We start from the raw sequence: 21,454 nt of genomic DNA, 5'->3' as shown, positions 1-21,454 counted from the left end.
GGGACCTCGGCGCCCTCGTCCCGGACCTCGACGGCCCCAGAATCCGGTACTCCATCTCGTCCCTCGTCACGCCGGCCGCGCGGCGGGGGCCGCCTCGATCACGCTGTAGGACGGCAGGCCCCCGACGGTCGGCACGTCGGTCACGGCGGTGAGCGCGAAGCCCGCCGCCGCGAGCAGCGCGCGGTACTCCTCGGCCGTACGCTCGCGGCCGCCGCTGTGGACCATGGTGTTCAGATCGGTCATCCCGTAGGTGGCCGAGTCGCCGGGGGTGAGGACCGGCGGCATGACCGTCTCCACCACCAGCAGCACGGCGTCTGCCGCCAGGGCCGTCCGGCAGCCGCGCAGGAGGGCGGTCGCCGCGTCGTCGTCGCGGTCGTGGAGGAGGTGGTTGAGCAGGTAGGCGTCGGCTCCGCGCCCCGGCGGCTCGTCGGGAGCGCGGGCGGCGAGCTCGCAGCGGTCTTCGGTACCGGCCGCCTCCATGGTCGCCCGAACGCGGTCGAACGACTCCGGGACGTCGTGCAGGACGCCCTTCAAGCCGGGGTTGGCGGAGAGGATCTCCGCGAGCAGGACGCCCTCGTCACCGCCCAGGTCGGCGAGCGTTCCGAAGCGGGTGAAGTCGTAGACCTCGGCGATCCCGGCCGCGAACTCGCGGCCGGCGCGGGCCATGGCGGCGCGGTAGCGCGCCGCCGTCTCCGGGTCCCGCAGCGCCGCCTGGTGGGCCGTCAGCCCGGTGGCGGGGTCGCGGGGCGCTCGCCCGTCGCGGACGGAGCGTGCGAGCGAACCCCAGGCCCGCCACAGCTCCGGCGTCACCGACAGCAGCAGATCGTCGCGGACCGAACCGGGCGCGTCGGACCGCAGCAGCCCGCCGGTCTCGGTGAGCCCGAAGCGGTCGGCGCCGAACTGCTCGACCACGCCGAGCCCGACCAGGGCGCGGAGGAGCCTGCGCAGCGTCCGGACCTCGGTCGCGGTCCGCCCGGCGACGTCCGCGCAGTCGAGAGGGCCGTCCGCCAGGGCGTCCGCGACACCCAGCTCGGCGGTGGCATAGAGGATCTGGGCTGGGATGTGGCCGTACATCATCTGGTGCAGCGACTGCGCGTCCATGAAGACGTGCTCCTCTTCGATGTCACACGGTGTGGAGGGGGAGCTTGCGGACGCCGACCATGTCGGGCGTCTCGAAGAAGACGGGCGGGTCGTCCGGGACGGCGCGCAGCGCGGGGAAGCGGTCCAGCAGGCCGTTGAGGGCGTACCGCGCCTCGATCCGGGCCAGCCCCGCGCCGATGCAGAAGTGGATCCCGCCGCCGAACCCGAAATGCGGGTTGGGGTCGCGGCCGGGATCGAAGACCTCGGGGGCCGCGAAGACGCTCGGGTCGCGGTTGGCCGCGCCGAGCCAGAGGAACACCAGCTGGTCCTTCGGAATCCGCTGCCCGGCGATCTCGCAGTCGGCGTTGGTCGCCCGGGTCAGGACCGCCGCCGGCGGCAGCACCCGCAGCGCCTCCTCGACCGCGCCCGGCACCAGCGAGCGGTCCGCGCGCACCCGCGCGGCCTGCTCGGGATCGGCGTCCAGGCACAGCACGGTGTTGCCGAGGATCATCGAGGTGGTGATGTGGCCGGTGATCAGCAGGATGTTGGCGATGTTCACCGCCTCGTTGTCGGTGAGCCGCCGGCCGCCGGCCTCCGCCAGGGCCAGCTCGGTGAGCAGGTCCTCCCGGGGGTGGCGGCGCCGCTCGGCGAGGTGCCCGGCCAGGTACGACAGCAGCGGGCGCATCCGCTCGGTGCCCTCACGGATGTCGTTCCCGCCCTCCTCCTCGTCGAGCGCGGAGAAGCCGCTGAAGCTCTCGATGACGTCGTCCGCCCACCCGCGGAACATCTCCCGGTCGGACGGCGGGACGCCGAGCAGCTCGGCGATGACGATCACCGGCAGGGGGTAGGCCAGGTCGGCGACGGCCTCGATCTCGGACCGGCCGTCCATCGCGTCCAGCAGCTCGCCGGTGAGCGCCGCGACCCGCTCCTCCAGGGCGGCCAGGCGCCGCGGGGTGAAGGCCGGGCTGAGCAGCCTGCGGTAGTCGCGGTGGGCGGGCGGGTCCATCTGGGACAGGTCGCCTTCCAGCAGCGCCGCCTCTACGGTCACCGGGAGCAGCCGAGCGGTGTTGGACGAGAACGTCTCGTGGTCATTGAGCATGCGCCGGCACTCGGCGTGGCCGTAGACGTTCCAGAGCCCCTGCTCCTCGTCGAATTGCACCGGCGCGTCCGGCCGCTTCCCGCGCAGCCAGCCGTGGTCCGGGTGGACGTTCCATTTGTGCACTACCGATGTCATGGCCTCTCCTGTCCCTGGAGCCCGTCCGGTGTCCCTGGAGCCTGGTTCCGGTGTCCGTGGAGCCTGGTCCGGGCGGGTCATGCGACCAGGACGGGCAGCCCGTCCACGCCGCCCGCGTCGGCGATCCGGTAGAAGGTCGGCGGGTTGTCGGGGTCGGTGCGCAGCCCCGGAAGCCGGTCCAGCAGGATGTCCACCGCGGCGCGGCCCTGCATCCGGGCCAGCCTCCTGCCGATGCAGAAGTGGACGCCGCGGCCGAACCCCAGGTGCGCGTTCGGCGTCCGTCCCGCGTCGAGCCGGTGCGGGTTCTCGAACTGGCGCTCGTCGTGGTTGGCCGCACCGGTCCACACCATGACGACCTGGTCCTTGGGGATGACGGTGCCGGCCACCTCCACATCGACGTTGGTGCACCGCCCGACCGCCGCGATCGGGGAGAAGAACCGCAGGCACTCCTCGACCAGGCTCGGCACCAGCGAGCGGTCCGCGCGCACCCGCTCCGCCTGGTCGGGGAAGGCGTCCAGGCACAGCATCGTGTTGCCGATCAGGATGGACGTGGTGTGGTGCCCGTTGATCAGCAGCCGGTTGCAGATGTTGAAGACCTCCGAGTCGGTCAGCCGCTCGCCCTCCACCTCCGCGTGCACCAGGTGGCTGATGAGGTCCTCGCGCGGCGTCCGGCGGCGCTCGGCGGCGAGCCCGCCCCAGTAGTCGCGCATCTCGTAGAGCAGGGCGAACCCGGCCTTCAGCGCCTCCTCCTGGTCCAGCACGGCCTCGGGCGGCTCGAAGTCGCCCGTGTCGTCCAGCATCCGGTGCATCCACGCGTGGAACAGGTGCAGGTCCGAGCGGGGGATGCCGAGCAGCTCGCCGATCACGGTCAGCGGCAGCGGCGTGGCGAAGTCCTTGACCAGGTCGAACCGGTCCCGGTCCGCCAGGTCGTCCACCAGCTCGTGGATGAGCCGGATGACCCGCGGTTCGAGGGACGTCATCAGGTCCGGCAGGAACGCGTGGTCGGCCAGCCCGCGCACCTTGCGGTGCTGCGGCGGGTCCATCTGGGCGAAGTCGCCTGCGCAGATGTCCGGGTCGAGGTCGATGGGGTCCAGCCGCCCGGCGTCGTTGGAGAAGACCTTCGGGTTGGTGAGCGCCTCGACGGCCTCCGGGTAGCCGTAGATGTTCCACATCTTGAGCTCGTCGTCGTAGTCGACGACCTTCTCGGGGCGACCCCCCTTGATCCAGACGTGGTGGGGATGGACGTTCCACTCGTCAACGCGCATGACCGGGTCGGTTCCTTCCATGGGATGCGGTCGCGGACTCGTCGGCCGGGTTACGCGGCGGAGGTCGGTCCCCGCCGCCGTCGCGGGCGGGCGCGTCCCCGGCGGACGCGTCCCGCTTCTCGCCGACGAACCGGATGAACCGGTCGGCGGTCGAGTGGGTGTAGAAGTCGCGCGGGGTGACGGCGGGCAGCCCGCGCTCGCGCATCGCGGTGAGGACGCGGATCACCAGCAGCGAGTTGCCGCCCAGCTCGAAGAAGTTGTCGCTCGCGGTCACCTCGGTCCGCAGCTGCCGCCGCCAGATGTCCAGGATCTCCGCGGCCAGCCCGTCGGGCTCGGCCCCATCCTCCGGCGGGGGAGCGGCGTCGGGAACGGGCCCGGCCGAGTGCGGACGGGCCAGGGCGGTCGGCGCGGGGAGCCGGGCCGTGTCGGGCTTCCCGTTGGGGGTGAGCGGGATCTCGGGGACCGCGGTGAGCGTGGCCGGGACCATGTACGGGGGCAGGATGCGGCGCGCCTCGTCGAGGACGGCCCGTGTGACGTCGAGGACGGCCGGGGCGCCGTCCGGCCGGTCGAGCACCACGTACCCGTCGAGCCGCTGCTCGGCCGCGTCCCCCTCCGCCGCGCCGACCACCACGAGCGCGGCGCGCACGGCGGGGTGGGCGGCCAGCACGGACCTGATCTCGTCCAGCTCGACGCGGTGGCCGCGGATCTTCACCTGGTCGTCCAGCCGGCCGAGGTGGTCGAGGCGCCCGTCCGGCCGGAGCCGTCCCCGGTCCCCGCTGCGGTAGCGCCGCACCCCGGTGCCGGGCTCGACGGCGAAGCGCCGCGCCGTCAGGCCGGGACGCCGCAGGTAGCCGCTGGCCACGCCCGCGCCCGCGACGTGGATCTCACCGGCGGCTCCCGGCGGCAGCACCCGGCCCCGCGTGTCGCGCACCGAGACCGACCACCCCGGCAGCGGACGGCCGACCGAGCGGGACCCGGCCGCCACGTCCGCCGGGGTGACCGTCTGCGCGGTCACGTGCACCGTCGTCTCGGTGATGCCGAACATGTTCACCACGCGGCAGCGGCTGGGGGAGTACCGCGCGAACCAGGGGGTGAGCAGGTTGACGTCCAGCGGTTCGCCACCGAAGACCAGCAGCCGTACCGACAGCGCCGCGTGCGCCGTCCGGTCCGCGCCGGCCGTCCGGACCGCGTGCGCCGTCTGATCCGCGCGCACGAGCTGGGAGAACGCCGAGGGGGTCTGGTTGAGCACGGTGACCTTCCGTTCCGCCAGGAGCCGGTGGAACGCGTCGGGGTCGCGTGCGGTCCAGTACGGGACGACGACGAGCCGCCCGCCGGTCAGCAGGCAGCCCCAGATCTCCCAGACGGAGAAGTCGAAGGCGCTGGAGTGGAAGAGCGTCCAGACGTCCTCGGGGCCCAGCGCGAAGTCGCCGCTGGTGGCGTCCAGCAGCGCGGCGACGTTCCGGTGCGGTACGACCACGCCCTTCGGGCGGCCGGTCGATCCGGAGGTGTAGATGACGTAGGCGGCGCTGTCCGGGGAGCCGGGCCGTGGCCGTCTCGACGGCCGTTCTGAGGCGGCGTCCTGGGCGCGAGCGCCCCGGCGGTCCACCTCGCGGGGTTCGACGACTTCGACGCCGTCCAAGGAGGGGAACCGTTCGGGGGCGCCGATGACCAGGCGCAACCGGGCGTCCTCGGCGATGTACCGCAGGCGGTCGGGGGGATAGGTGGCGTCCATCGGGACGTAGGCGCAGCCCGCCTTGAGGATGCCGAGCATCGCGATGACCAGCGCAGTGTCGCGGTCCAGGCAGAGGCCGACCAGGTCGTCCGGGGCCGCGCCCAGCTCGCGCAGCCCGGCGGCGACCCGTTCCGCGCGCTCGTCGAGCTGCCGGTAGGTCACCTCCTCGTTCTCGTCGGCCAGCGCCACCGCGTCGGGGAGGCGGCGGGCCACCTTCTCGAAGCGCCGGTCGATGCGCTCTGGAGGGACGTCGAGGCGCACGTCCGCGCCGCCCAGCCGCAAGATCCGCGCCGTCTCGTCCGGTGCCAGGAGCGGTATGTCGGACAGGGCCGGGACGGCCGGGGCCGACGCGAGGTGCGCGGCCGCGCTCTCGACCGCCGCGCAGAACGTCGCGGCGACATCGGGGCACACCGATCCCTCGTCGAACCAGCAGGTCAGTTCGGTGGTCCCGGTGGGGTCGGTCGCGGCGTGCAGGGTGAGCGGGAAGACCGGGCGCAGGGACGGGAGGTAGGTCCGGTCGGGCGATCCGCTCGTCGTCAGCAGGCCGACAGGGGGCACGGCCTGCTGCGGGGGCGCGGCGGTGAGGACGTCGAATCCGGCGAGGAGGGCCGCCGGACCCTCGTCCTCGTCGATCTGCACGCGTACGCGTTCCGGTTCCCATCGCGGCGTGTCGGTGTCCGCCCGTCCGACCTCGACCGTCGCTTCACCGGTGTAGCGAGCCAGGGTGAGCGCGAGGGCGCCCGTGAGGATCTCCCGGCTGTCGGCGGGCAGGCCGTGCGCCGCGAGCGACCGGGTACCGACGATCCCGTCCCGTTGCGGATCGCCGAGACCCCAGCCGACCGTCGGCCAGGCGTGCCGGGCCGGCGGAGGTTCGCCTGGGGACGCGGGAACGTCCGGGTCCTGCCCGAGCAGAACGAGATCGGCGATCTGCTCCAAAGCGGCGCGCGGCACCCATCGGCGGACGGCGACGAGCACCAGATCCGCCACGCCGTCCGCGTACCGGAGCAGGACGGCGCGGACCGGGCAGCCGTCGCCGCGGACCGGCCGCAGCGCCTCCCGGCCGAGCCGCTCGCGCGCCGCCGCGGAACCGTGCGGCGCGGGAACGGCCGTCTCCCAAAGCCGCCACCCTGAAGTCCGGGAGCGGACGAACTCGACGGGCGCCGGGTCCCGCGTCCGCACGATGAGGCTGTGGCAGGCCCACCCCCACGCGGCCTCCGCCGGAGGGCTCGTCCCGCGACGGAGCTGTGCGGGCGTAGGCGGGGTGAGGAACGCGACCCGCCCGGCGGCGTCCGGTGATGTTTCGGTGGTCATCCCCATTGTCCAGCCCCTTACCGGTGATGGTGGCGGTCGCGTGCGGTCACCTGCTGGTGAAGCCGCCGTCGACGGTCAGCACCGCGCCCGTCATCTGCCATGCGTCGTCGCCCGCCAGCCAGGCCGCGGCGCCCGCCACGGCGGTGGGCTCGATGAGCGCGTTCGTCGGCTGGTCGCGCAGGAAGATCTCCTCGTGGCCGGCGGCGGGCAGGTCGAGGGAGCGCGCGATCTCCACCAGCATCCGGCCCTCCACCAGCGGGTCGTCGCGGACCGAGCCGGGGCACAGCGCGTTGACCCGCACCCGGTGCGGCGCGTAGTCCAGCGCCGCCGCCCGGGTCAGCCCGACGAGCCCGTGCTTGGCGGCCACATAGGCGCTGAAGTTGCGGTAGCCGACCAGCCCCGCCGTGGACGACAGGTTGATCACGCTGCCGGACCGCCGCTCGACCATGCCCGGCGCGACGGCCTTGATCATCCGCCAGGCGCCGGAGAGGTCGACGTCCAGCATGAGCGCCCAGTCGGGCTCGCCGATCTCGTGCACGGCCCGGCCCGAGGGCGCGGCGATGCCCGCGTTGTTGACCAGCACGTCGATGCCGTGGAAGCGGTCGAGCGCGGCGGCGACCGCCGCGTCCACCCCGGCCGGGTCGCGCACGTCGAGCGGGGCCGCCAGCACGGCCGCGCCCTCACGCTCGCACAGCTCGGCGGTGTGGTCGAGCTGGTCTCGGCTGCCGAGCGGGTAGCCGACGCCGGGCAAATCGGCGGCGATGTCGAGGAGCACCAGGTCCGCGCCCTCGCGGGCGAACCGGACGGCGCACGCGCGGCCGATCCCGCGCGCCGCGCCCGTGATCACGGCGGTCTTGCCCTTCAGCGTCATGGCGGCGGCTCCCGTCTCGGCCGGCTGCGGCCTCAGTCGTCGGCGATCGCGTCGAGGAGCGCGCCGGGCGCGCCGGTCAGGTACATGTGTCCGCCCGGTAGTTCGAGGTACCGGAAGCCGCCCCGGGTGGCGTCCGCCCACTGGCGGGCGTGGTCCCGGCTGACGAGGGCGTCGTCCGTGCCGCGCAACGCGGTGATCGGCGTCCGGAGGGGGTCCGACGAGGACGGCTTGTAGTTCTCGTGCATCGCGACGTCCGCCCGGAGCACGGGCAGCAGGAGCTCCCGGAGGTCCGGGTCGTCCAGGGCCTCGTGGCGGAACCCGGCGAACTCCTGGACCCGGCTCAGGAACTCGTCGTCGGCGAGCCCCGTCGCCCTGCTGTCGCGTCCCGTCCACGGCCCGGGGGATCCGCTCACGTAGAGGTGCGCCAGGCCGGGATGCCCGCGCCGCTCCAGTTCGCGGGCGATCTCGTAGCTCAGGACGGCTCCGAGGCTGTGGCCGAACAGCGCGAAGCGGGGGACGTCGCGGGTGAGCCGGACGACCTGCGGCACGAGCGCGGCGGCGGCCTCCGCCACGTCGGTGAACGGTTCCTCAGAGAACAGCTCCTCGCGACCCGGCAGCTGCACCGGGAGGACGGCGATGCCGGACGCGGTAGGGCTGGGCCAGGCGCGGTAGAACCCGGCCCCGCTGCCGGCGAACGGAAGGCAGACGAGCGAAAAGGGCATGGGCGGCATGGATTCCTCATCGTTTCGACCGGCGGGAATTTCGACCGGCGGTAACTTCGACCGCCGGGAACGCGGACGGTGCGTGTCCTGGCGACAGGACACGTCCCGTTCCCGGTTCTCAATGCGAATTCAGCGGGAATTCAGTGGTCGCCGTTCGGGGTAAGGCGGCCCATCAGCGCGGCGATGTCCCGGTGGTGGGTGGTGTCGCGTTCGGCGAAGGACCGCCGCACCCGCTCGCGGACGTCCGGCGACTGCTCCTGGCTGAGTTTGAACATTCCGTCCACGCGCGAAACGTCGATTCTGTACGCGCCGACGCCGACCAGGATCCGCCGGAAGTAGTCGAGGGAATCCCGCATCGCCCACTCCGCGCCGAAGCGTTCTTCAAAGGTTCGCACGGTGGCCGTCACGGTTTCCAGGGTCTCTTCGTCGGAGCCGACCTTCCGCACCGTCCCGTGCACGTGCACGGCGGTGAAGTTCCAGGTGGGGGCCGCCGGCGTCGTCCCGTACACGGTCGGCGACACGTAGCCGTGCGGACCCGTGAACGTCGCTACGACGCGGCTGCCGTCGACCAGGGCCGCCCAGTGCGGGTTCGCCCGGTTCATGTGGCCCCAGAGGGTGGTGCCGGTCAGATCCTCCAGGTCTTCGGACAGTTCGGGATCGACAATGATGGGAACGTGCGTGACATACGGCGGATCACCGTCGGCTCCGCTGCTCGCCAATTGGGCCAGCGGATTCCGCCGCACCAGATCCACCGTCCACGATGCCTCCGGCTCCCGATAAAAGCAAGGAACGAACATGCGACGCCCCCTTCACCGTTTCCGCGCGCCGATCAAGGTCGCGCAGCACACGGTAAATCCCGTCAAGGAATTTGTCGAGGGCGCCGCCGTCCGGTAACTCGGCTTCGGTCCCGAGTCGCGTCAGCCGACGCGTTGGAGGAGTTTCGCTCGCCGTTCGGCGACGCGCGAGCCGGATTCCTTGCGCGCCATGCGGGAGAGGACGATCGGGGCGACGATCACGCCTACCAGCGCCCACGCGCCGAGGACGCCGAGCGTCTCCAGGTGCCGCCAGGAGTGGCCGAGCTCGACCGCGGCCATGGAGTGCGGCAGCAGCGCCGAGCGCATCCCCAGGCCAAGCCAGTAGATGGGGAACACCTGCGCCGTCGCCTGGAGCCAGCCGGGCAGCGCGGTGATCGGGTAGAAGATGCCGGAGATCGAGATCAGGCCCATCACCAGGATGGACAGGTAGCCCGCGCCGCGCGGGCTGGCGATCAGGGAGCCGAGCATCGCGCCGATGGACTGGGTGGCGACCAGGCCGAGCAGCAGCACCCAGGCGAAGGTCGCCCAGGACCCGGCGCGGCCGGCCTCCAGCCCGGTGACCATGAAGAGCCCCGGCACCATCAGGATCACCAGGTAGCCGACGATCGTGGCCGACGTGGTCACGAGCTTGCCGAGGAAGTAGCCGCGGATTCCGTTGGGCACGGCCTTGGCGCGCAGCAGCGTGCCGTCTTCCCGCTCCGCCGTGAGCTGCTGGATCAGCAGGACCGCGCCGAAGCAGGTGAACATGCCGAGCACGCTCGGCATGATGAGCGTGCCCAGCTTGAAGCCGGTGTGCTGGAACTGCCGGTGGCGCAGGAAGAAGACCGCGACCAGGGTGGCCACCGGCCACAGCAGGTGGCCGAGCAGTTCGGGACCGGTGACCGACTGGCGGAACTCGATCATCCCGCGGGCCAGTCCCGCGCGCAGCGCCACAGCGGTGGAGTTCACTTCAGGGCCTCTCTCCCGGTACGGGTCCGCTCTTCGGTGCCGTCGCTCCCGGGCGGTGTCTCGGGCTCGCTCTCGGCGCGCCGGACGAGGGACAGGTAGGTGTCCTCCAGCGAGGACCGGCGCACCTCCAGGTTGCGGACGTCCCTGCCGTGCCGCTGGAAGAGGTCGTAGACGAAGCCGGTGGAGTCGGGGACCGAGCGGATGTAGGGCTGGCCGTCGAGCGTCCAGTGCACCTCGTCCTGGCCGACGATCTGCTGCGCCAGCTCCTCGGCGGTGCCGTCGGCGACGATGCGCCCGCCGTTGAGGATCATGATGCGCCCGGCGAGCTTGTCGGCCTCGTACAGGTCGTGGGTGGTGAGCACGATCGTGGTGGTGCCGGTGGCGGCCAGCTCCAGCATCAGGGCGTGGAACTCGCGCCGGGCCACCGGGTCGAACCCGGCCGTGGGCTCGTCGAGGAACAGCACCTCGGGGCGTCCGACCAGGCCGATGGCGACGTCCAGGCGGCGCCGCTGCCCGCCCGACAGCATCCGGACCGGCTTCTCGGCGTGCTCCTGCAAGCCGACCAGCCCGATCAGCTCGTCCACGTCCCAGGGCCTGGTGGTCTCGCCGGTGCCGTAGGGGGAGTAGTAGTACCCCAGGTGGGCGAGGAGCTGGCGCACCCGCCACTTGCCGTGGTCGCGCCAGGACTGCAGCACGATCCCCACCCGGGCCCGCCAGCGCTCGTCGCCGTGGGCGGGGTCGGTGCCGAGCACCGCGACCCGTCCGTCGGAGCGCATCCGGAAGCCCTCCAGGATCTCGATGGTCGTGGTCTTGCCCGCCCCGTTGGGGCCGAGCAGCGCCACCACCTCGCCCCGGCGGATCCGGAACGCCACGTCCTTGAGGACCTCCTTGTCGCCGTAGCGCATCCGGAGTCCGTCCACGTCCAGCACCACGGGGGCGTCGGTCGTCATCGTCGTTCCTTCCCTCGCGCGTCCGCCGGTCATCCGTCCCCGGCGATGGCCCGCTGGAGGCGTCGCACGAGGTCCTCGCGATCGAGCCCGGTCAGGCCCAGCGCGCGCGGCACCGGCCCGACCCTGGCCTGGAGGATCCCCAGCAGCAGGTGCGCCGGCTGGAGGTCCTGCTTGTCGCTGGCCGCCGTCACCCCGCGCTCCAGGGCGAGCTTGGCCGAGGTGCCGAGCTGGGACGGGCGCTTGGCGGCGCGCTTCGGCGGCGGGAGCTCCCCGCCCTCCACCGTCACCCCGGCCGTGCTGAGGCTGTGGGTGAACTCGCGCTCCAGCGCCCGCTGGATCGTCTGCCGGTCCAGCCCCGCCTCCCGCAGCACCTTGTGCGCGGTGCCCCGCCGCTCCGAGGCCACCGCCAGCAGCAGGTGCTCGGCCTCGATCGTGGCCGAGCCGGCTTCCTGGGCCTCACCCGCCGCCAGTTCCATCACCGTGGCCAGGTAGCTGCCGAACATGCTCATTCCAGGGCCTCCTCGCCCGGGCCCCGCGCGGCGGGACCCGTCAGGTCGCGTGGACCGTGTGGCGCGCGGTCGCCGAGCCCCGGCAGGGGGACGCGGACGGCCGGGCGCCGGATACTTAAGCAACCATAGTTGACTAACGACGGCTGTCAACCTAGATTGCTTACTGGCTCCGGTGCCGCACGTCATGTCCCGGTGACGGGACAGAGCGGGCGGCGCTCGCCGGGGCGGGGAGGGGGTGTGCGTCCCGGGCGTCCCCCGGCCACGGCGGTGGCCGGAGGCGCCTTAGCGGGGAGCAGGTGCGATCAGATCATCCGTGCGCCGTCGCGGGCACGCGCAAGCGCCCGGCGACCGGGCACGCGCAAGCGCCCGGCGCCCCGGACGCCGTGCTCCCGCGCGGTCATGGCCGCGGAATCCAGGTCGACGGTATCCAGCCAGTCTCGGTGGCGATACGGACGGCGTCCACCTTGTTGCGGGCGTTCAGTTTGGTGACGACCGTGGTCAGGTAGTTCCGTATCGTCCCGACGGACAGTTGGAGCGCCGAGGCGATCTCGTTGGGCTCCGCGCCCTGGGCGACGTACATGAGGACCTGCGACTCCCTGGACGACAGCGGGCTCTCGCCGGCGTTCAGCGCGGCCACGACCAGGTGCGGGTCCATGATGCGGTGCCCGGAGGCCACCTCGCGCACGGCCTCGGGCAGGCGCTCGGCCGGTGCCGTCTTGAGCAGGAAGCCGACGGCCGGGGCGGAGAGCGCGCGGCGCAGCACGCCCGGGCGCGCCAGCCCGGCGAGGATGATCGTCCGGCAGGAGGGGAGCGAGCCGTGCAGCAGCTTCGCGGCGGTGAGCCCGTCGATGTTCGGCGTCTCCAGGTCGAGGACGGCGACATCCGGCCGGCATTCCCGGGCAGCGGGAATGACCAGGTCGCCGCGGTCCACGCTGGCCACCACGCTCAGATCGGGTTCGGCTTCGAGCAGCGCGACGAACGCTCCGCGGATCATGTGCTGTTTCTCGGCGATAAGGACTTTCAGGGCAGGCATGTGTGCGTCCTTCGAGTGGAAAGAAACGCCAGGCGGTCATGCGGTTCTGAGCGGGGTGACGGAACGGGACGGGGGGCGTTCGCGGGGTGGCAGGGGACGTCGGTGAAGGGCGTCGGCGTGCAGCGCGCAGTGCGCGGCGCGCGGATGCCGGACCGGGCAGTGGTCGGGGCGGGCTCGCGGTGGGGACGGCCGAGCGAGGCCGCGCGGGGTGGATGGAGCGTTCCGTCGCCAAGCGGCTCCGGAGCGAAAGGGCACCGGCGGCGGATCGCGGCCCGGGCCGGCCGTGCGGCGGCGAGGAACGGGGCCTACCGCACCGGCGCCGGGGCGCTGCCGCCACGAGCAGGGGCGCGGACGGGCGCAGGGAGCGCGGCGGCCATCAATCGGGGCGTCCTGTTTCACGGCTGCCTGCTGCTTCGAGGACTCCTGGGACCGGTCGGGCGGCGGGACGCGTGAACGCGCGCGGCGTCATCTCCTTCTCCGGAGCTTGACGCCCGCGTCGATGAGCCGCCTGGCGTGCTTCTTGTGCACCGCCTGGCGCGTCACCCCCAGCGCCTCGGCGACCTCCAGCCAGCTCCAGCCCGTCCGCATGGCCTTCTCGATGGCTGAGTCCTCAAGGCGGTCGGCGAGCTTCCGCAGCGCCACCACCGCCGCGAGCTCGTCCGCGGCGTCCCCCGAAACGGGAATCTCCACACCCGACATGAGAGCAAGTTAAGTTGACTCCTGTTGCCTGTCAACCCGAGTTGCTTGGGGCTCGGGCCGCGGGGGTGGCGCCCCGCACCGCCGGGAGCACTCCCCGTGACCGTGAATTCTTCATGGTCACTTCGTGAAATGATCAGTGGACTTCCACGATCGCGTCTTGCATGCTTCCTCTCGTGTCAACGAGGTCGGAAATGCGGATCGATGGGGGGACGCCGTCGCTTCTCCGGGGCGCGTCGGTCGACCGCGCCCGCCGTCCTCGCCAAATGGGGAAACGGAGCGTTGCTTTGACACGGAACAGTCTCATGGAAGGGCGCAGGTCCAGTACAGGATGGTCGCCGCGCGCGGTCGCGGGTGACGAGCGCATTCAGGCGCGGCGGGTCGAACTGCGGATGCCGGCCGACCTCAATTTCGAGTCCTGGCTGCACATCGGGCGCAACCTCAAGCTGATCACCAACTCGTCGGTCTGGTGGCTGGGGGACTGGCTGGTGTACGGGGAGAAGAGGTTCCCCGACCGGTACCGCCTGGTCATCCAGGAGACCGGCCTCGACTACCAGACGCTGCGCAACTATGCGTGGGTCGCCCGCCGGTTCCCTCCGTCCCGCCGGCGCGACGCCCTCAGCCTGCAGCACCACGCCGAGATCGCGGCACTTCCGGAAGCGGAGCAGGAACGGTGGATGGACCGCGCCGAAAAAGAGAAATGGTCGACCCGGCGCCTCCGTAAGGAACTCCGCCAGGCTCGCGAGTTCCCTGCTCCGGAATCGTCCGGCGAACCAGACGCCTCCACGACGGTCATCGTGAACCTGGACACGACCCGCAAAGACCGTTGGACCCAAGCAGCCGAAGCCGCGCAGATGCCTTTAACAGAATGGATCGCCAAAGTCCTGGACGAAGCCGCACTGGCCGAAACAACCCCCTAACCCCACCACCCTCAGTGATGGGCGAGAGCGCCGACGGTGATACGAACCCACCAGGAAGTCGCTCCCCTTTGCCCCCTCGCTTCCGGGCAGTCGAAGGCCGGTTCCTCAATCGGAACCGGCCTTCGACCTGCTTGTCCGAGGGGCTCCGGCTTCGAACCAGCGACCTCGCCGCCACCACGCCCTGCTGATCCGTGACCGGTATCCGATGATGAACGCCACGGCTGACCGGTGACATTTGCCTCTGCCGTACGGCGTGCGTCGGCCTTCACGCTGGGGGCCATCACTCCCACCAGCGCAGGTGGAGCACGTACGGAAGGACGGCATCACCATGACCACGCACGTCCCCCAGCAGGCAGGTACCGCTGCGGACCCGCATCCCCGTAAGACGGTCGACGTGCTGGACACCTACATGAGCTACGTCGACACCGGCCCCGAGGACGGGGCCGGGACGGTGGTGTTCCTGCACGGCAATCCGACCTCGTCCTATCTGTGGCGCAACATCATCCCGTACGTGTCGGACCGGCACCGGGTCCTGGCGCCCGACCTGGCCGGCATGGGCGCCTCCGGGCCCATCACCGGTGGCGGCTACCGGTTCTTCGACCACGTCCGCCATCTGGACGCCTGGTTCGACGCGGTCGTCCCCGACGGCCCGGTCAGCCTGGTGCTGCACGACTGGGGGTCGGCGCTGGGCTTCCACTGGGGACGCAGACACGCCGAACGCCTGCACACCATCGCCTACATGGAAGCCATCGTCCAGCCGCGGCTGTGGGCGGACTTCCCCCAAGGGCGCGACACGCTGTTTCGTGCCATGCGCTCCCCGGAGGGCGAACGGCTCTGCCTGGAGGAGAACTTCTTCATCGAGACCGTCCTGCCCAAGAGCGTGCTGCGCCAACTCTCGCATGAGGAGATGGACGCCTACCGCGCGCCTTTCCCGACGCGCGAATCCCGCATGCCCACCCTGCTGTTCCCCCGCGAGCTGCCGATCGACGGCGACCCGGCCGACGTGGCGGCGGTCGTGGAGGAGTACGGCGGGTGGCTGAGCCGCTCACCGGTGCCCAAACTGCTGGTCTCGGCCGAGCCGGGAGCAATCCTGGTCGGACGGGCCCTGGAGTTCGCCCGGACCTGGCCCAACCAGCGCGAGGTGAAGGTGGCCGGCATTCACTACGTCCAGGAAGACTCGGCTGACCAGATCGGCACCGCCCTACGGGAGTTCATCGCCGGGCTGTAGCCGCACGACGCGTCGGCCCGGCCAAGCCCACCCGCCGGGCTGACGCCGTCCTGCCTAGAGCCAGCCGGCCTCGCGGGCGATGCGGATGGCGTCGATCCGGTTGCGTGCGCCGATCTTGGTGATCGCGTAGGACAGATAGTTGCGTACGGTGGCCGGCGACAGGGACAGCGCGGCCGCGATCTGCTCGGTGGATATTCCGCTGTCGGCCTGTCTGAGCACGTCGGTCTCCCGGGCCGTGAGCGGGCTTGCCCCGGTTTCCAGGGCCGCGGCGAGCAGGTCGGGGTCCAGGACGCGGTCGCCTGCGGCGATCCGCCTGATTCCGGCGGCCAGCTGCTCGGGCGGGGCGTCTTTGGCGATGAAACCCCGCACATGCGCTTTCAGCGCGCGCAGCAGATTGCCCGGACGGGTCAGACCGGTGAGCACCAGGGTCCGGCACTCGGGCATGACCTGGTGGAGCTGCTCGGCGGCGGTCAGGCCGTCCAGTCCCGGCAGCCCGATGTCGATGACGGCCACGTCGGGCCGGGTGCGCAGCGCGGTTTCGACGATCTGGTCGCCGCGGTCGAGTTCGGCGATGACCTCGATGTCGTCTTCCAGGCCGAGCAGGGCGGTGAGCGCGCCGCGGATCATGTGCATGTCCTCGGCGATGAGTACGCGGATCACGTGGGCTCCTCGGGCAGATCGACGCGCAACCGGAACCGGCCGCCCGGCAGAGGTCCGGCGGTCACCCTCCCGGACAGGGCCCGGACCCGTTCGGCCAGCCCGGTCAGGCCACCGCCCGGGGGCGTCGAGGACGCCGGGTCCACTCCGTCGTTGATGATCTCAAGCCGGGTCGGCGCCGCGATGATCGAGCAGTTCTCGGCCGCGCTGTGCCGCAGGACGTTGGTCACGCCCTCCCGCAGCGCCCAGCCGTACACGGTCCTGGCCACGGCCGGCAGCCCGTCGACGTCGATCACGATCCGCACCTCGGCGCCCGCCGCGGCCAGCAGCGTCCGGGCGCCGGCGGCCTCGGTGTCCAGATCGACACCGGTGCCGTCCTGGGACACGGTGGCAAGGTCGCGCAGAGCCGCCCGCGCCACGGCGGTGAGGGTCGCCACCTCGCTCTGGGCCGCCTTGGGGTCGGTCTCCAGCAGGCGGAGGGCGAGGTCGCCGCGCAGGGAGACCGCCGACAGGCTCTGCCCGATCAGGTCGTGCACGTCGCGGGAGATCCGCAGGCGTTCCTGCGCGATCGCCAGCTCGGCCAGTTCGGTGTGCGCGGCCCGCAGTTCGCCGACCGCCCGGGTCAGGCGCGCCAGACCGTACAGCGCCGCCGACCCCATCGGTATCGACAACCCCCACCAGCCGGCCTCGAAGACGATCCAGGTGACAGGACTCCCCAGCACTGCTGCCCATGCGGACGCCCAGACCGCCGTGCCCAAGGCCAGCACGGCGGCGGCCACGATGGCCGGCCGCCCCCGCAGCAGCATCGCCACCGAGGCGACCATCAGCGCCTGCGCGGCCGCCCAGTTGTAGGTGTAGAACGGCAGCGGCGCGTACACCACGACGGCGAGGCCCGCCAGGCTCCACGGCCAGCCCGGTGGCCGTTCGCCCCGGGCGGCGGCGAGGCTGTGGCGCAGCTGCAGCGTGACCAGAGCAAGGCCGAGCAACGCCGGCAGGACCACCCCGCGGGAGGGTTCGCCGGGCGTGCCCACGATCGTGAACACCGGGCTGACCAGCCCCATCGCGACGGTGGCCATGGCCATCATGCGGCGTGGCCGCCCGGGCGGCCACGGGGTCGTGCTCACCCCCGGGCCGTCCGGTCGATGAGCCGGACCGCCAGGCCGCCCTCGGCCCCCGCCTGGACCGTCAGAGCGCATTCCCGCAGGGCCGGGTCGGCCAACGCCCGGGCCACCACCGGGCGAAGACTCGCCCGAACCTCCTGCGGCATCCGCGCCGGAAGCCCCGAATCGGGCAGGACGACCTCCGCCCGGATACCACCTGCCGACAGCAAGGCCGCGGCAGCCTGCAGTTCGGCCTCCAGCGACACGTTTCGGTACCCGCTCAGCATCCGGCGGGCTTGCAGGAGGGCGGCTCGCGACCTGCCGGTCACCGCACGCAGCGCCTGGGCCGCGGCCTCTGGATCATCAGGTGCGGCTCGCGCCGCGGCCTGGCTATCGGCGACGATCCGGTCCAGGGCGGAGCCGATCGTGCCAGTCAGCTCGGCATCGATGCGGCTGCGCTCGGCGACGGCGGCCCGCAGGGCGAGCTCCCGGCGGGCGGCCTGAACCTGACGGAGGATCCGCGCGAGCCACACCAGCACGGCCAGCGAGATCCCCCACCAGAGGGTATTCAGGGCTGCGAAGACCGCGATCCCGCGCACCGCGAAGTCGGCCCGAGCGGCACCGGCGGGCACCCGGGTCCAGGCGACAGTGGCCAGCACCGCGACGGCGGTCAGCGCGGCGACCACCCCCAGCGACCACGGAGGCGGGATGACCACCAGCGCCAGCCCGACCAGGACCGTCACGGCGAGCGGCCAGTTGGCCCCGGCGAACGGCATCGCGGCCATGATCACCACCGCGACGCCCGCCAGCAGCCAGCCGCTCCTGCGCGGACCGATCCCCCGGATCGTCCCGTTCACCAAGGCGATGTACAGCGGCAGGTACAGGGCGGTGGCGGCGATCGCGATGGCCGCCCGGCCGGGGACGACGGGCGACATCACGGTCGGATACAGGCACTTGACCGCCAGGGCGACGTTCCAGGTGATGACCGCGGCGGTGGTCAGCCGCACCAGCCGATCGGCCGACTCCTGCGCCATTGCTGCCCCCGCCCGCTCCGCCTGCATCAGGATAGGGACAGCGCCGACGAACGATCAAGGAGAACGGTCGTCAGGCGCCGCCCTGCCGCTCCTGCCTGATACGGCCTCAGCAACGACGTCAGGTTGCCTGGGTAGCGGTGCCGGAGCGGGCCATGGCGCCCGGGCCATGGCGCCCGGGCCTCGGCGCCCGGGCCTCGGCGACGCGGGTCACCCACCTCGCCCCTTCGCCTGGCCTCCATCAGATGCCAGACATCGCCGGTATCTGATGATGAACGCCACCGCTGGCCGGTGACATTTGCCTCTGCCGCACGGCGTGCGCCTACCTCCACAATGGGGGGCCATCACTCCCACCAGCGCAGGTGGAGCGCGTACCGAAGGGGCACCATCACCATGCACGCAGTTCTCGCGCAACAGTCAGGCCAGTCCTTCAGCTATGCCAGCGTGCCCCGGCCGGTGCCGGGGCCTGGCGAGGTGCTCGTCGGGGTCCGGGCGGCGGCCATCACCCGAGACGAGCTGACCTGGCCGCAGAAGTGGCCGGCCGTCCCGTCCTTTGAGATCTCCGGTGTGGTGGCCGAGGCCGGCGCGGACGCGGCGGGGTTCGCCCCAGGCGACCAGGTGTACGCGCTGCTGGACTTCAACGGCAGCGGCGGCGCGGCCGACTACGTGCCTGTACCGGCGGCTCGACTCGCCGTGAAGCCGACCAGCGTGGATCATGTGGCGGCGGCCAGCCTGCCGCTCGCCGCGCTGACCGCATGGCAGGCCCTCACCGACCACGCCCACCTGAAGACCGGGCAGCGGGTGCTCGTGCACGGCGGCGCGGGCGGGGTCGGCAACTACGGAGTGCAGCTCGCGGCGGCGTTGGGCGCTGAGGTCGTCGCGACGGCGTCCTCCAACGACGCCGACTACGTCCGGAGCCTGGGCGCCTCGCTGGTCCTGGACTACCGCACCGCGTGGGAGGCCCACGTGGAGCCGGTCGACGTCGTCCTGGACACCGTCGGCGGCCCGGTTCTGGACCGTTCGTGGCAGGTCATCCGCGGCGGGGGCATCCTCGTCGCGGTCGCCACCCCGCCCCCAGACGGTGCGGCCGAGGCCCACGGTGTCCGCGGTGACTACTTCATCGTCACGCCGGACCAGGCTCAGCTCACCGAGCTGGCCCGCCTCGTCGATGCCGGAACCCTCCGCCCCCAGGTCGGCCTGACCTTCCCCTTCTCCGAGGCCGCCGCCGCCTTCGAAGCTCTGACCAGCGCCCACCCCCGAGGCAAGGTCGTACTGACCAACGGCTGAGCCGCAAGGCCTCATCCTCCAGCCGCAAGGGATCGGCGGGTTCTGTTTCAGCCGCCCAGGTTGACTGCGCGGCGGAGGTCGGCGGTGTATGCCCGGGGTTGTTCCCAGGCTGCGAAGTGGCCGCCGGAGGGGTGTTCCACGTAGTCGCGGATGTTGAGGAAGGCTTCGGCGTAGCTTCGCGGCTCGGGCTTGGTATCGCCGGGGAAGATCGACAGCACGGTGGGGGTGTCGATCCGGCCGGAGAGGGTGGCGGGTTCGGTGTAGGTGGCGAAAGAGGTCCCGATCGTGCCGGTGACCCAGTAGGCGGTGACCCAGGTGAGCAGTTCGTCGATGGTGAACGCCGACCCGTCGGACCAGGCCAGGAGTTTCTCGACGATCCAGGCGGCCAGGCCGGCGGGTGAGTCGCCGAGGGCGACGGCGAGGGTGTTGGGCCGGGTCGACTGCTCGGCGATGTACCCGCCGTCGGCCCGGAACCAGCGCGCCGCCCGGTCGAGGTAGGCCGCCGCCTCGGGTTCGAGCTCGGCCGGGTCCGCGGTGAGCGCGCGCAGCGGCGCGATGTTGGTGAGGTGCAGGGCGGCGACCCGGTCCGGGTGTTCGGCCGCGAGGATCTCCGCGACAGTGCCGCCCACGTCGCCGCCGGACAGCGCGTACCGCGGGTAGCCGAGTTGTTCGAGTGCGTCCGCGACGATCCCGGCGATCCTGTTGGCCGACATGCCGGGCGTGGTGAGCGGGGGCGCGAACGGGAAGCCCGGCAGCGCGGGAACCACCACGTGCATGTCGGTGAGCAACGGCAGGACGCGCTCGAAGCGCAGCACCGAGTCCGGCCAGCCATGCAACAGCACCACGACCGGGGCGCCAGGATCGGCGGATCGCTGATGGATCACCCGCAGCTCAGTGCCCGCCGCCCCCACCGTGACCCAGGGGAGTTCGCCGATGCGGCGCTCGTGCACATCCCAGTCGTACCCGTCCGCCCAGCGTTCGAGGAGGTCGTCAAGGAGAAGGCCGCCGAGGCCGCGCGCGCGGTCGCCGCACCATGGCGTCGTGACGTGCCGCGTCCGCAGGAGTCGTTCCCGTAGCTCGTCCATCATGTGTATCAGCGTACACATACTGGGTGTATGCTCGTACACATGAGCTCGCGCAACGCCACCGCCACCAGGCAGCGGATCCTGGAGAACGCGCAACGCCAGTTCGCCCGGTATGGGTACGCTGCGACCACGGTCAAAGGTGTGGCCGACGCGGCCGGGGTGTCGCCCAATCTCATCACGCGCTATTTCGGCGGCAAGGACGGCCTCTTCCTGGCCGCGACCCAGGTGAAGATCCCGGTGTCCGGCTCCATTGACGGCGACCGCTCCGCACTCGGCGCACGCCTGGCGGCGAGCATCGTCCAGCGCTGGTTCAGCGCGTCCGAGGAGGATCCGCTGCTGGTGCTGCAACGCGCATCGGGCGAACGCCCGCAGGCCGCGCAGGCGCTGGCGGCCTTCCTCGACGCCAATTCGCTCGAACCGCTGCACCGCTACCTGCGCGACAGCGGTCTGGACGACGCCGAGGCCCGCAACCGGGCCGCGGCGATCGACGCTTTCGTCTTGGGCGTCTCCACCCGCCGCCGGGTCCTGCGATCCGAGCTCGGCGACTCCGCCGAGCTCCACACCTGGCTGAGCACCACCATCCAGCGCCTCGCCGACGGCTGACAAGACAGCAACAACACCGACGTGCCGTCCGCCCGCGCTTCAGCCGATCGATTTCCTTCTACCCGACGATCACGGCACGGCGGGTGTCGATGGCGCAGCGGCCCAGAACGCTCGTGGTGTCGGGCCATGCTGCTCGGCACCCGGTGCGGTCGCTGGTGGCAGCAAGCGGGGACTCCAGCGACAGGCCGTGTTCGGTGAGCCGGTAGGGACTTGAGGTGACGGTCGCCTCGACTCTGCGCCGGACCAGGCCATCGGCGATGAGCTGCCGCAAGGTGGCCGAAAGCATCTTCTGGCAGATCCCGGGCATCCGGGAGCCGGATCTCCCCAGGGGCGGCCTCGGCTGGCACCGTGACCGCCATCGAGGTCCAGTTGGTGCC

The 21,454-nt window shown here is 72.0% G+C and carries 21 protein-coding genes; 4 read left to right on the top strand and 17 right to left on the bottom strand.

Going from position 1 to position 21,454, the window contains the following annotated elements:
- Positions 1 to 66: 66 nt before the first annotated feature.
- From FHU30_RS22820 to FHU30_RS22765, 12 genes are all read right to left on the bottom strand, one after another.
- Complete coding sequence (locus tag FHU30_RS22820; RefSeq protein WP_253878586.1) at positions 67 to 1,101, bottom strand: methyltransferase; 1,035 nt, start codon at positions 1,099 to 1,101, stop codon at positions 67 to 69.
- Positions 1,102 to 1,123: 22 nt separating this feature from the next.
- The gene (locus FHU30_RS22815; RefSeq protein WP_253878585.1) at positions 1,124 to 2,314 is read right to left on the bottom strand and encodes a cytochrome P450; all 1,191 of its coding nucleotides are present in this window, start codon (positions 2,312 to 2,314) and stop codon (positions 1,124 to 1,126) included.
- 77 nt (positions 2,315 to 2,391) lie between these two features.
- Positions 2,392 to 3,579, bottom strand: coding sequence for a cytochrome P450 (locus tag FHU30_RS22810; protein ID WP_253878584.1), 1,188 nt, complete (start codon positions 3,577 to 3,579; stop codon positions 2,392 to 2,394).
- Positions 3,569 to 6,622: an amino acid adenylation domain-containing protein gene (locus FHU30_RS22805; protein WP_253878583.1), complete on the bottom strand. Its 3,054-nt coding sequence runs from the start codon at positions 6,620 to 6,622 to the stop codon at positions 3,569 to 3,571. The genes FHU30_RS22810 and FHU30_RS22805 overlap by 11 nt, the downstream gene beginning before the upstream one ends.
- A gap of 46 nt (positions 6,623 to 6,668) precedes the next feature.
- Complete coding sequence (locus FHU30_RS22800; RefSeq protein ID WP_253878582.1) at positions 6,669 to 7,493, bottom strand: SDR family oxidoreductase; 825 nt, start codon at positions 7,491 to 7,493, stop codon at positions 6,669 to 6,671.
- A 32-nt stretch (positions 7,494 to 7,525) separates the two neighbouring features.
- The gene (locus FHU30_RS22795; protein ID WP_253878581.1) at positions 7,526 to 8,215 is read right to left on the bottom strand and encodes a thioesterase II family protein; all 690 of its coding nucleotides are present in this window, start codon (positions 8,213 to 8,215) and stop codon (positions 7,526 to 7,528) included.
- Between the two features lie 140 nt (positions 8,216 to 8,355).
- A complete protein-coding gene (locus FHU30_RS22790; protein WP_253878580.1) occupies positions 8,356 to 9,012 on the bottom strand; it encodes an FMN-binding negative transcriptional regulator in 657 nt (218 codons plus the stop codon).
- A 120-nt stretch (positions 9,013 to 9,132) separates the two neighbouring features.
- The gene (locus tag FHU30_RS22785; protein ID WP_253878579.1) at positions 9,133 to 9,978 is read right to left on the bottom strand and encodes an ABC transporter permease; all 846 of its coding nucleotides are present in this window, start codon (positions 9,976 to 9,978) and stop codon (positions 9,133 to 9,135) included.
- On the bottom strand, positions 9,975 to 10,928 hold the full coding sequence (locus FHU30_RS22780) for an ABC transporter ATP-binding protein (RefSeq protein WP_253878578.1): 954 nt from the start codon (positions 10,926 to 10,928) through the stop codon (positions 9,975 to 9,977). Before FHU30_RS22780 ends, FHU30_RS22785 begins: the two co-directional genes overlap by 4 nt.
- Positions 10,929 to 10,957: 29 nt before the next feature.
- Entirely contained in the window at positions 10,958 to 11,437 is a 480-nt protein-coding gene (locus tag FHU30_RS22775; RefSeq protein WP_253878577.1) for a Clp protease N-terminal domain-containing protein, read from the bottom strand.
- A 397-nt stretch (positions 11,438 to 11,834) separates the two neighbouring features.
- Positions 11,835 to 12,470 (bottom strand): response regulator transcription factor, encoded by a 636-nt coding sequence (locus FHU30_RS22770; RefSeq protein ID WP_253878576.1) that lies wholly within the window; start codon positions 12,468 to 12,470, stop codon positions 11,835 to 11,837.
- A gap of 465 nt (positions 12,471 to 12,935) precedes the next feature.
- Positions 12,936 to 13,169: an RNA polymerase subunit sigma-70 gene (locus FHU30_RS22765; protein ID WP_253878575.1), complete on the bottom strand. Its 234-nt coding sequence runs from the start codon at positions 13,167 to 13,169 to the stop codon at positions 12,936 to 12,938.
- 302 nt (positions 13,170 to 13,471) lie between these two features.
- On the opposite strand from FHU30_RS22765, the gene FHU30_RS22760 reads away from it, so the two are divergent.
- Positions 13,472 to 14,086, top strand: coding sequence for an LmbU family transcriptional regulator (locus tag FHU30_RS22760; protein WP_253878574.1), 615 nt, complete (start codon positions 13,472 to 13,474; stop codon positions 14,084 to 14,086).
- A gap of 328 nt (positions 14,087 to 14,414) precedes the next feature.
- On the top strand, positions 14,415 to 15,314 hold the full coding sequence (locus FHU30_RS22755) for a haloalkane dehalogenase (RefSeq protein ID WP_253878573.1): 900 nt from the start codon (positions 14,415 to 14,417) through the stop codon (positions 15,312 to 15,314).
- Positions 15,315 to 15,368: 54 nt separating this feature from the next.
- On the opposite strand, the gene FHU30_RS22750 is transcribed toward FHU30_RS22755, so the two are convergent.
- From FHU30_RS22750 to FHU30_RS22740, 3 genes are read right to left on the bottom strand one after another with little or no spacing between them, the layout of a single operon-like run.
- Positions 15,369 to 15,974 (bottom strand): response regulator transcription factor, encoded by a 606-nt coding sequence (locus FHU30_RS22750; RefSeq protein WP_253878572.1) that lies wholly within the window; start codon positions 15,972 to 15,974, stop codon positions 15,369 to 15,371.
- Positions 15,971 to 17,047: a sensor histidine kinase gene (locus FHU30_RS47180; protein WP_253878571.1), complete on the bottom strand. Its 1,077-nt coding sequence runs from the start codon at positions 17,045 to 17,047 to the stop codon at positions 15,971 to 15,973. The genes FHU30_RS22750 and FHU30_RS47180 overlap by 4 nt, the downstream gene beginning before the upstream one ends.
- A 44-nt stretch (positions 17,048 to 17,091) precedes the next feature.
- On the bottom strand, positions 17,092 to 18,105 hold the full coding sequence (locus tag FHU30_RS22740; protein ID WP_253878570.1) for a histidine kinase: 1,014 nt from the start codon (positions 18,103 to 18,105) through the stop codon (positions 17,092 to 17,094).
- A 390-nt stretch (positions 18,106 to 18,495) separates the two neighbouring features.
- Here FHU30_RS22740 and FHU30_RS22735 point away from each other — a divergent pair, with 390 nt between their 5' ends.
- Positions 18,496 to 19,389 carry an NADP-dependent oxidoreductase gene (locus FHU30_RS22735; RefSeq protein ID WP_253878569.1) on the top strand — a complete coding sequence of 298 codons (894 nt, stop codon included), beginning with the start codon at positions 18,496 to 18,498 and terminating at the stop codon, positions 19,387 to 19,389.
- A gap of 47 nt (positions 19,390 to 19,436) precedes the next feature.
- On the opposite strand, the gene FHU30_RS22730 is transcribed toward FHU30_RS22735, so the two are convergent.
- Complete coding sequence (locus tag FHU30_RS22730) at positions 19,437 to 20,477, bottom strand: epoxide hydrolase family protein (RefSeq protein WP_253878568.1); 1,041 nt, start codon at positions 20,475 to 20,477, stop codon at positions 19,437 to 19,439.
- A gap of 39 nt (positions 20,478 to 20,516) precedes the next feature.
- Here FHU30_RS22730 and FHU30_RS22725 point away from each other — a divergent pair, with 39 nt between their 5' ends.
- Positions 20,517 to 21,077 carry a TetR/AcrR family transcriptional regulator gene (locus tag FHU30_RS22725; protein WP_253878567.1) on the top strand — a complete coding sequence of 187 codons (561 nt, stop codon included), beginning with the start codon at positions 20,517 to 20,519 and terminating at the stop codon, positions 21,075 to 21,077.
- Positions 21,078 to 21,135: 58 nt separating this feature from the next.
- Here FHU30_RS22725 and FHU30_RS22720 read toward each other — a convergent pair whose 3' ends face one another.
- Entirely contained in the window at positions 21,136 to 21,384 is a 249-nt protein-coding gene (locus FHU30_RS22720) for a winged helix-turn-helix transcriptional regulator (protein ID WP_443612893.1), read from the bottom strand.
- Positions 21,385 to 21,454: the final 70 nt, after the last annotated feature.

The sequence above is a fragment of the Actinomadura rupiterrae genome (genome assembly GCF_024172125.1).
Taxonomy (GTDB): Bacteria; Actinomycetota; Actinomycetes; order Streptosporangiales; family Streptosporangiaceae; genus Spirillospora; species Spirillospora rupiterrae.
The sequence above is the reverse complement of the archived record's forward strand: the minus strand, read 5'-3'. Positions and strand labels throughout refer to the sequence as shown.

Bases quoted from the DNA above. Each gene is read 5' to 3' on its own strand.
- FHU30_RS22820 (WP_253878586.1), bottom strand. From the start codon at position 1,101: ATGGACGCGCAGTCGCTGCACCAGATGATGTACGGCCACATCCCAGCC.
- FHU30_RS22815 (WP_253878585.1), bottom strand. From the start codon at position 2,314: ATGACATCGGTAGTGCACAAATGGAACGTCCACCCGGACCACGGCTGG.
- FHU30_RS22810 (WP_253878584.1), bottom strand. From the start codon at position 3,579: ATGCGCGTTGACGAGTGGAACGTCCATCCCCACCACGTCTGGATCAAG.
- FHU30_RS22805 (WP_253878583.1), bottom strand. From the start codon at position 6,622: ATGACCACCGAAACATCACCGGACGCCGCCGGGCGGGTCGCGTTCCTC.
- FHU30_RS22800 (WP_253878582.1), bottom strand. From the start codon at position 7,493: ATGACGCTGAAGGGCAAGACCGCCGTGATCACGGGCGCGGCGCGCGGG.
- FHU30_RS22795 (WP_253878581.1), bottom strand. From the start codon at position 8,215: ATGCCCTTTTCGCTCGTCTGCCTTCCGTTCGCCGGCAGCGGGGCCGGG.
- FHU30_RS22790 (WP_253878580.1), bottom strand. From the start codon at position 9,012: ATGTTCGTTCCTTGCTTTTATCGGGAGCCGGAGGCATCGTGGACGGTG.
- FHU30_RS22780 (WP_253878578.1), bottom strand. From the start codon at position 10,928: ATGACGACCGACGCCCCCGTGGTGCTGGACGTGGACGGACTCCGGATG.
- FHU30_RS22775 (WP_253878577.1), bottom strand. From the start codon at position 11,437: ATGAGCATGTTCGGCAGCTACCTGGCCACGGTGATGGAACTGGCGGCG.
- FHU30_RS22770 (WP_253878576.1), bottom strand. From the start codon at position 12,470: ATGCCTGCCCTGAAAGTCCTTATCGCCGAGAAACAGCACATGATCCGC.
- FHU30_RS22765 (WP_253878575.1), bottom strand. From the start codon at position 13,169: ATGTCGGGTGTGGAGATTCCCGTTTCGGGGGACGCCGCGGACGAGCTC.
- FHU30_RS22760 (WP_253878574.1), top strand. From the start codon at position 13,472: ATGGAAGGGCGCAGGTCCAGTACAGGATGGTCGCCGCGCGCGGTCGCG.
- FHU30_RS22755 (WP_253878573.1), top strand. From the start codon at position 14,415: ATGACCACGCACGTCCCCCAGCAGGCAGGTACCGCTGCGGACCCGCAT.
- FHU30_RS47180 (WP_253878571.1), bottom strand. From the start codon at position 17,047: ATGGCCACCGTCGCGATGGGGCTGGTCAGCCCGGTGTTCACGATCGTG.
- FHU30_RS22740 (WP_253878570.1), bottom strand. From the start codon at position 18,105: ATGGCGCAGGAGTCGGCCGATCGGCTGGTGCGGCTGACCACCGCCGCG.
- FHU30_RS22735 (WP_253878569.1), top strand. From the start codon at position 18,496: ATGCACGCAGTTCTCGCGCAACAGTCAGGCCAGTCCTTCAGCTATGCC.
- FHU30_RS22730 (WP_253878568.1), bottom strand. From the start codon at position 20,477: ATGATGGACGAGCTACGGGAACGACTCCTGCGGACGCGGCACGTCACG.
- FHU30_RS22725 (WP_253878567.1), top strand. From the start codon at position 20,517: ATGAGCTCGCGCAACGCCACCGCCACCAGGCAGCGGATCCTGGAGAAC.
- FHU30_RS22720 (WP_443612893.1), bottom strand. From the start codon at position 21,384: ATGCCCGGGATCTGCCAGAAGATGCTTTCGGCCACCTTGCGGCAGCTC.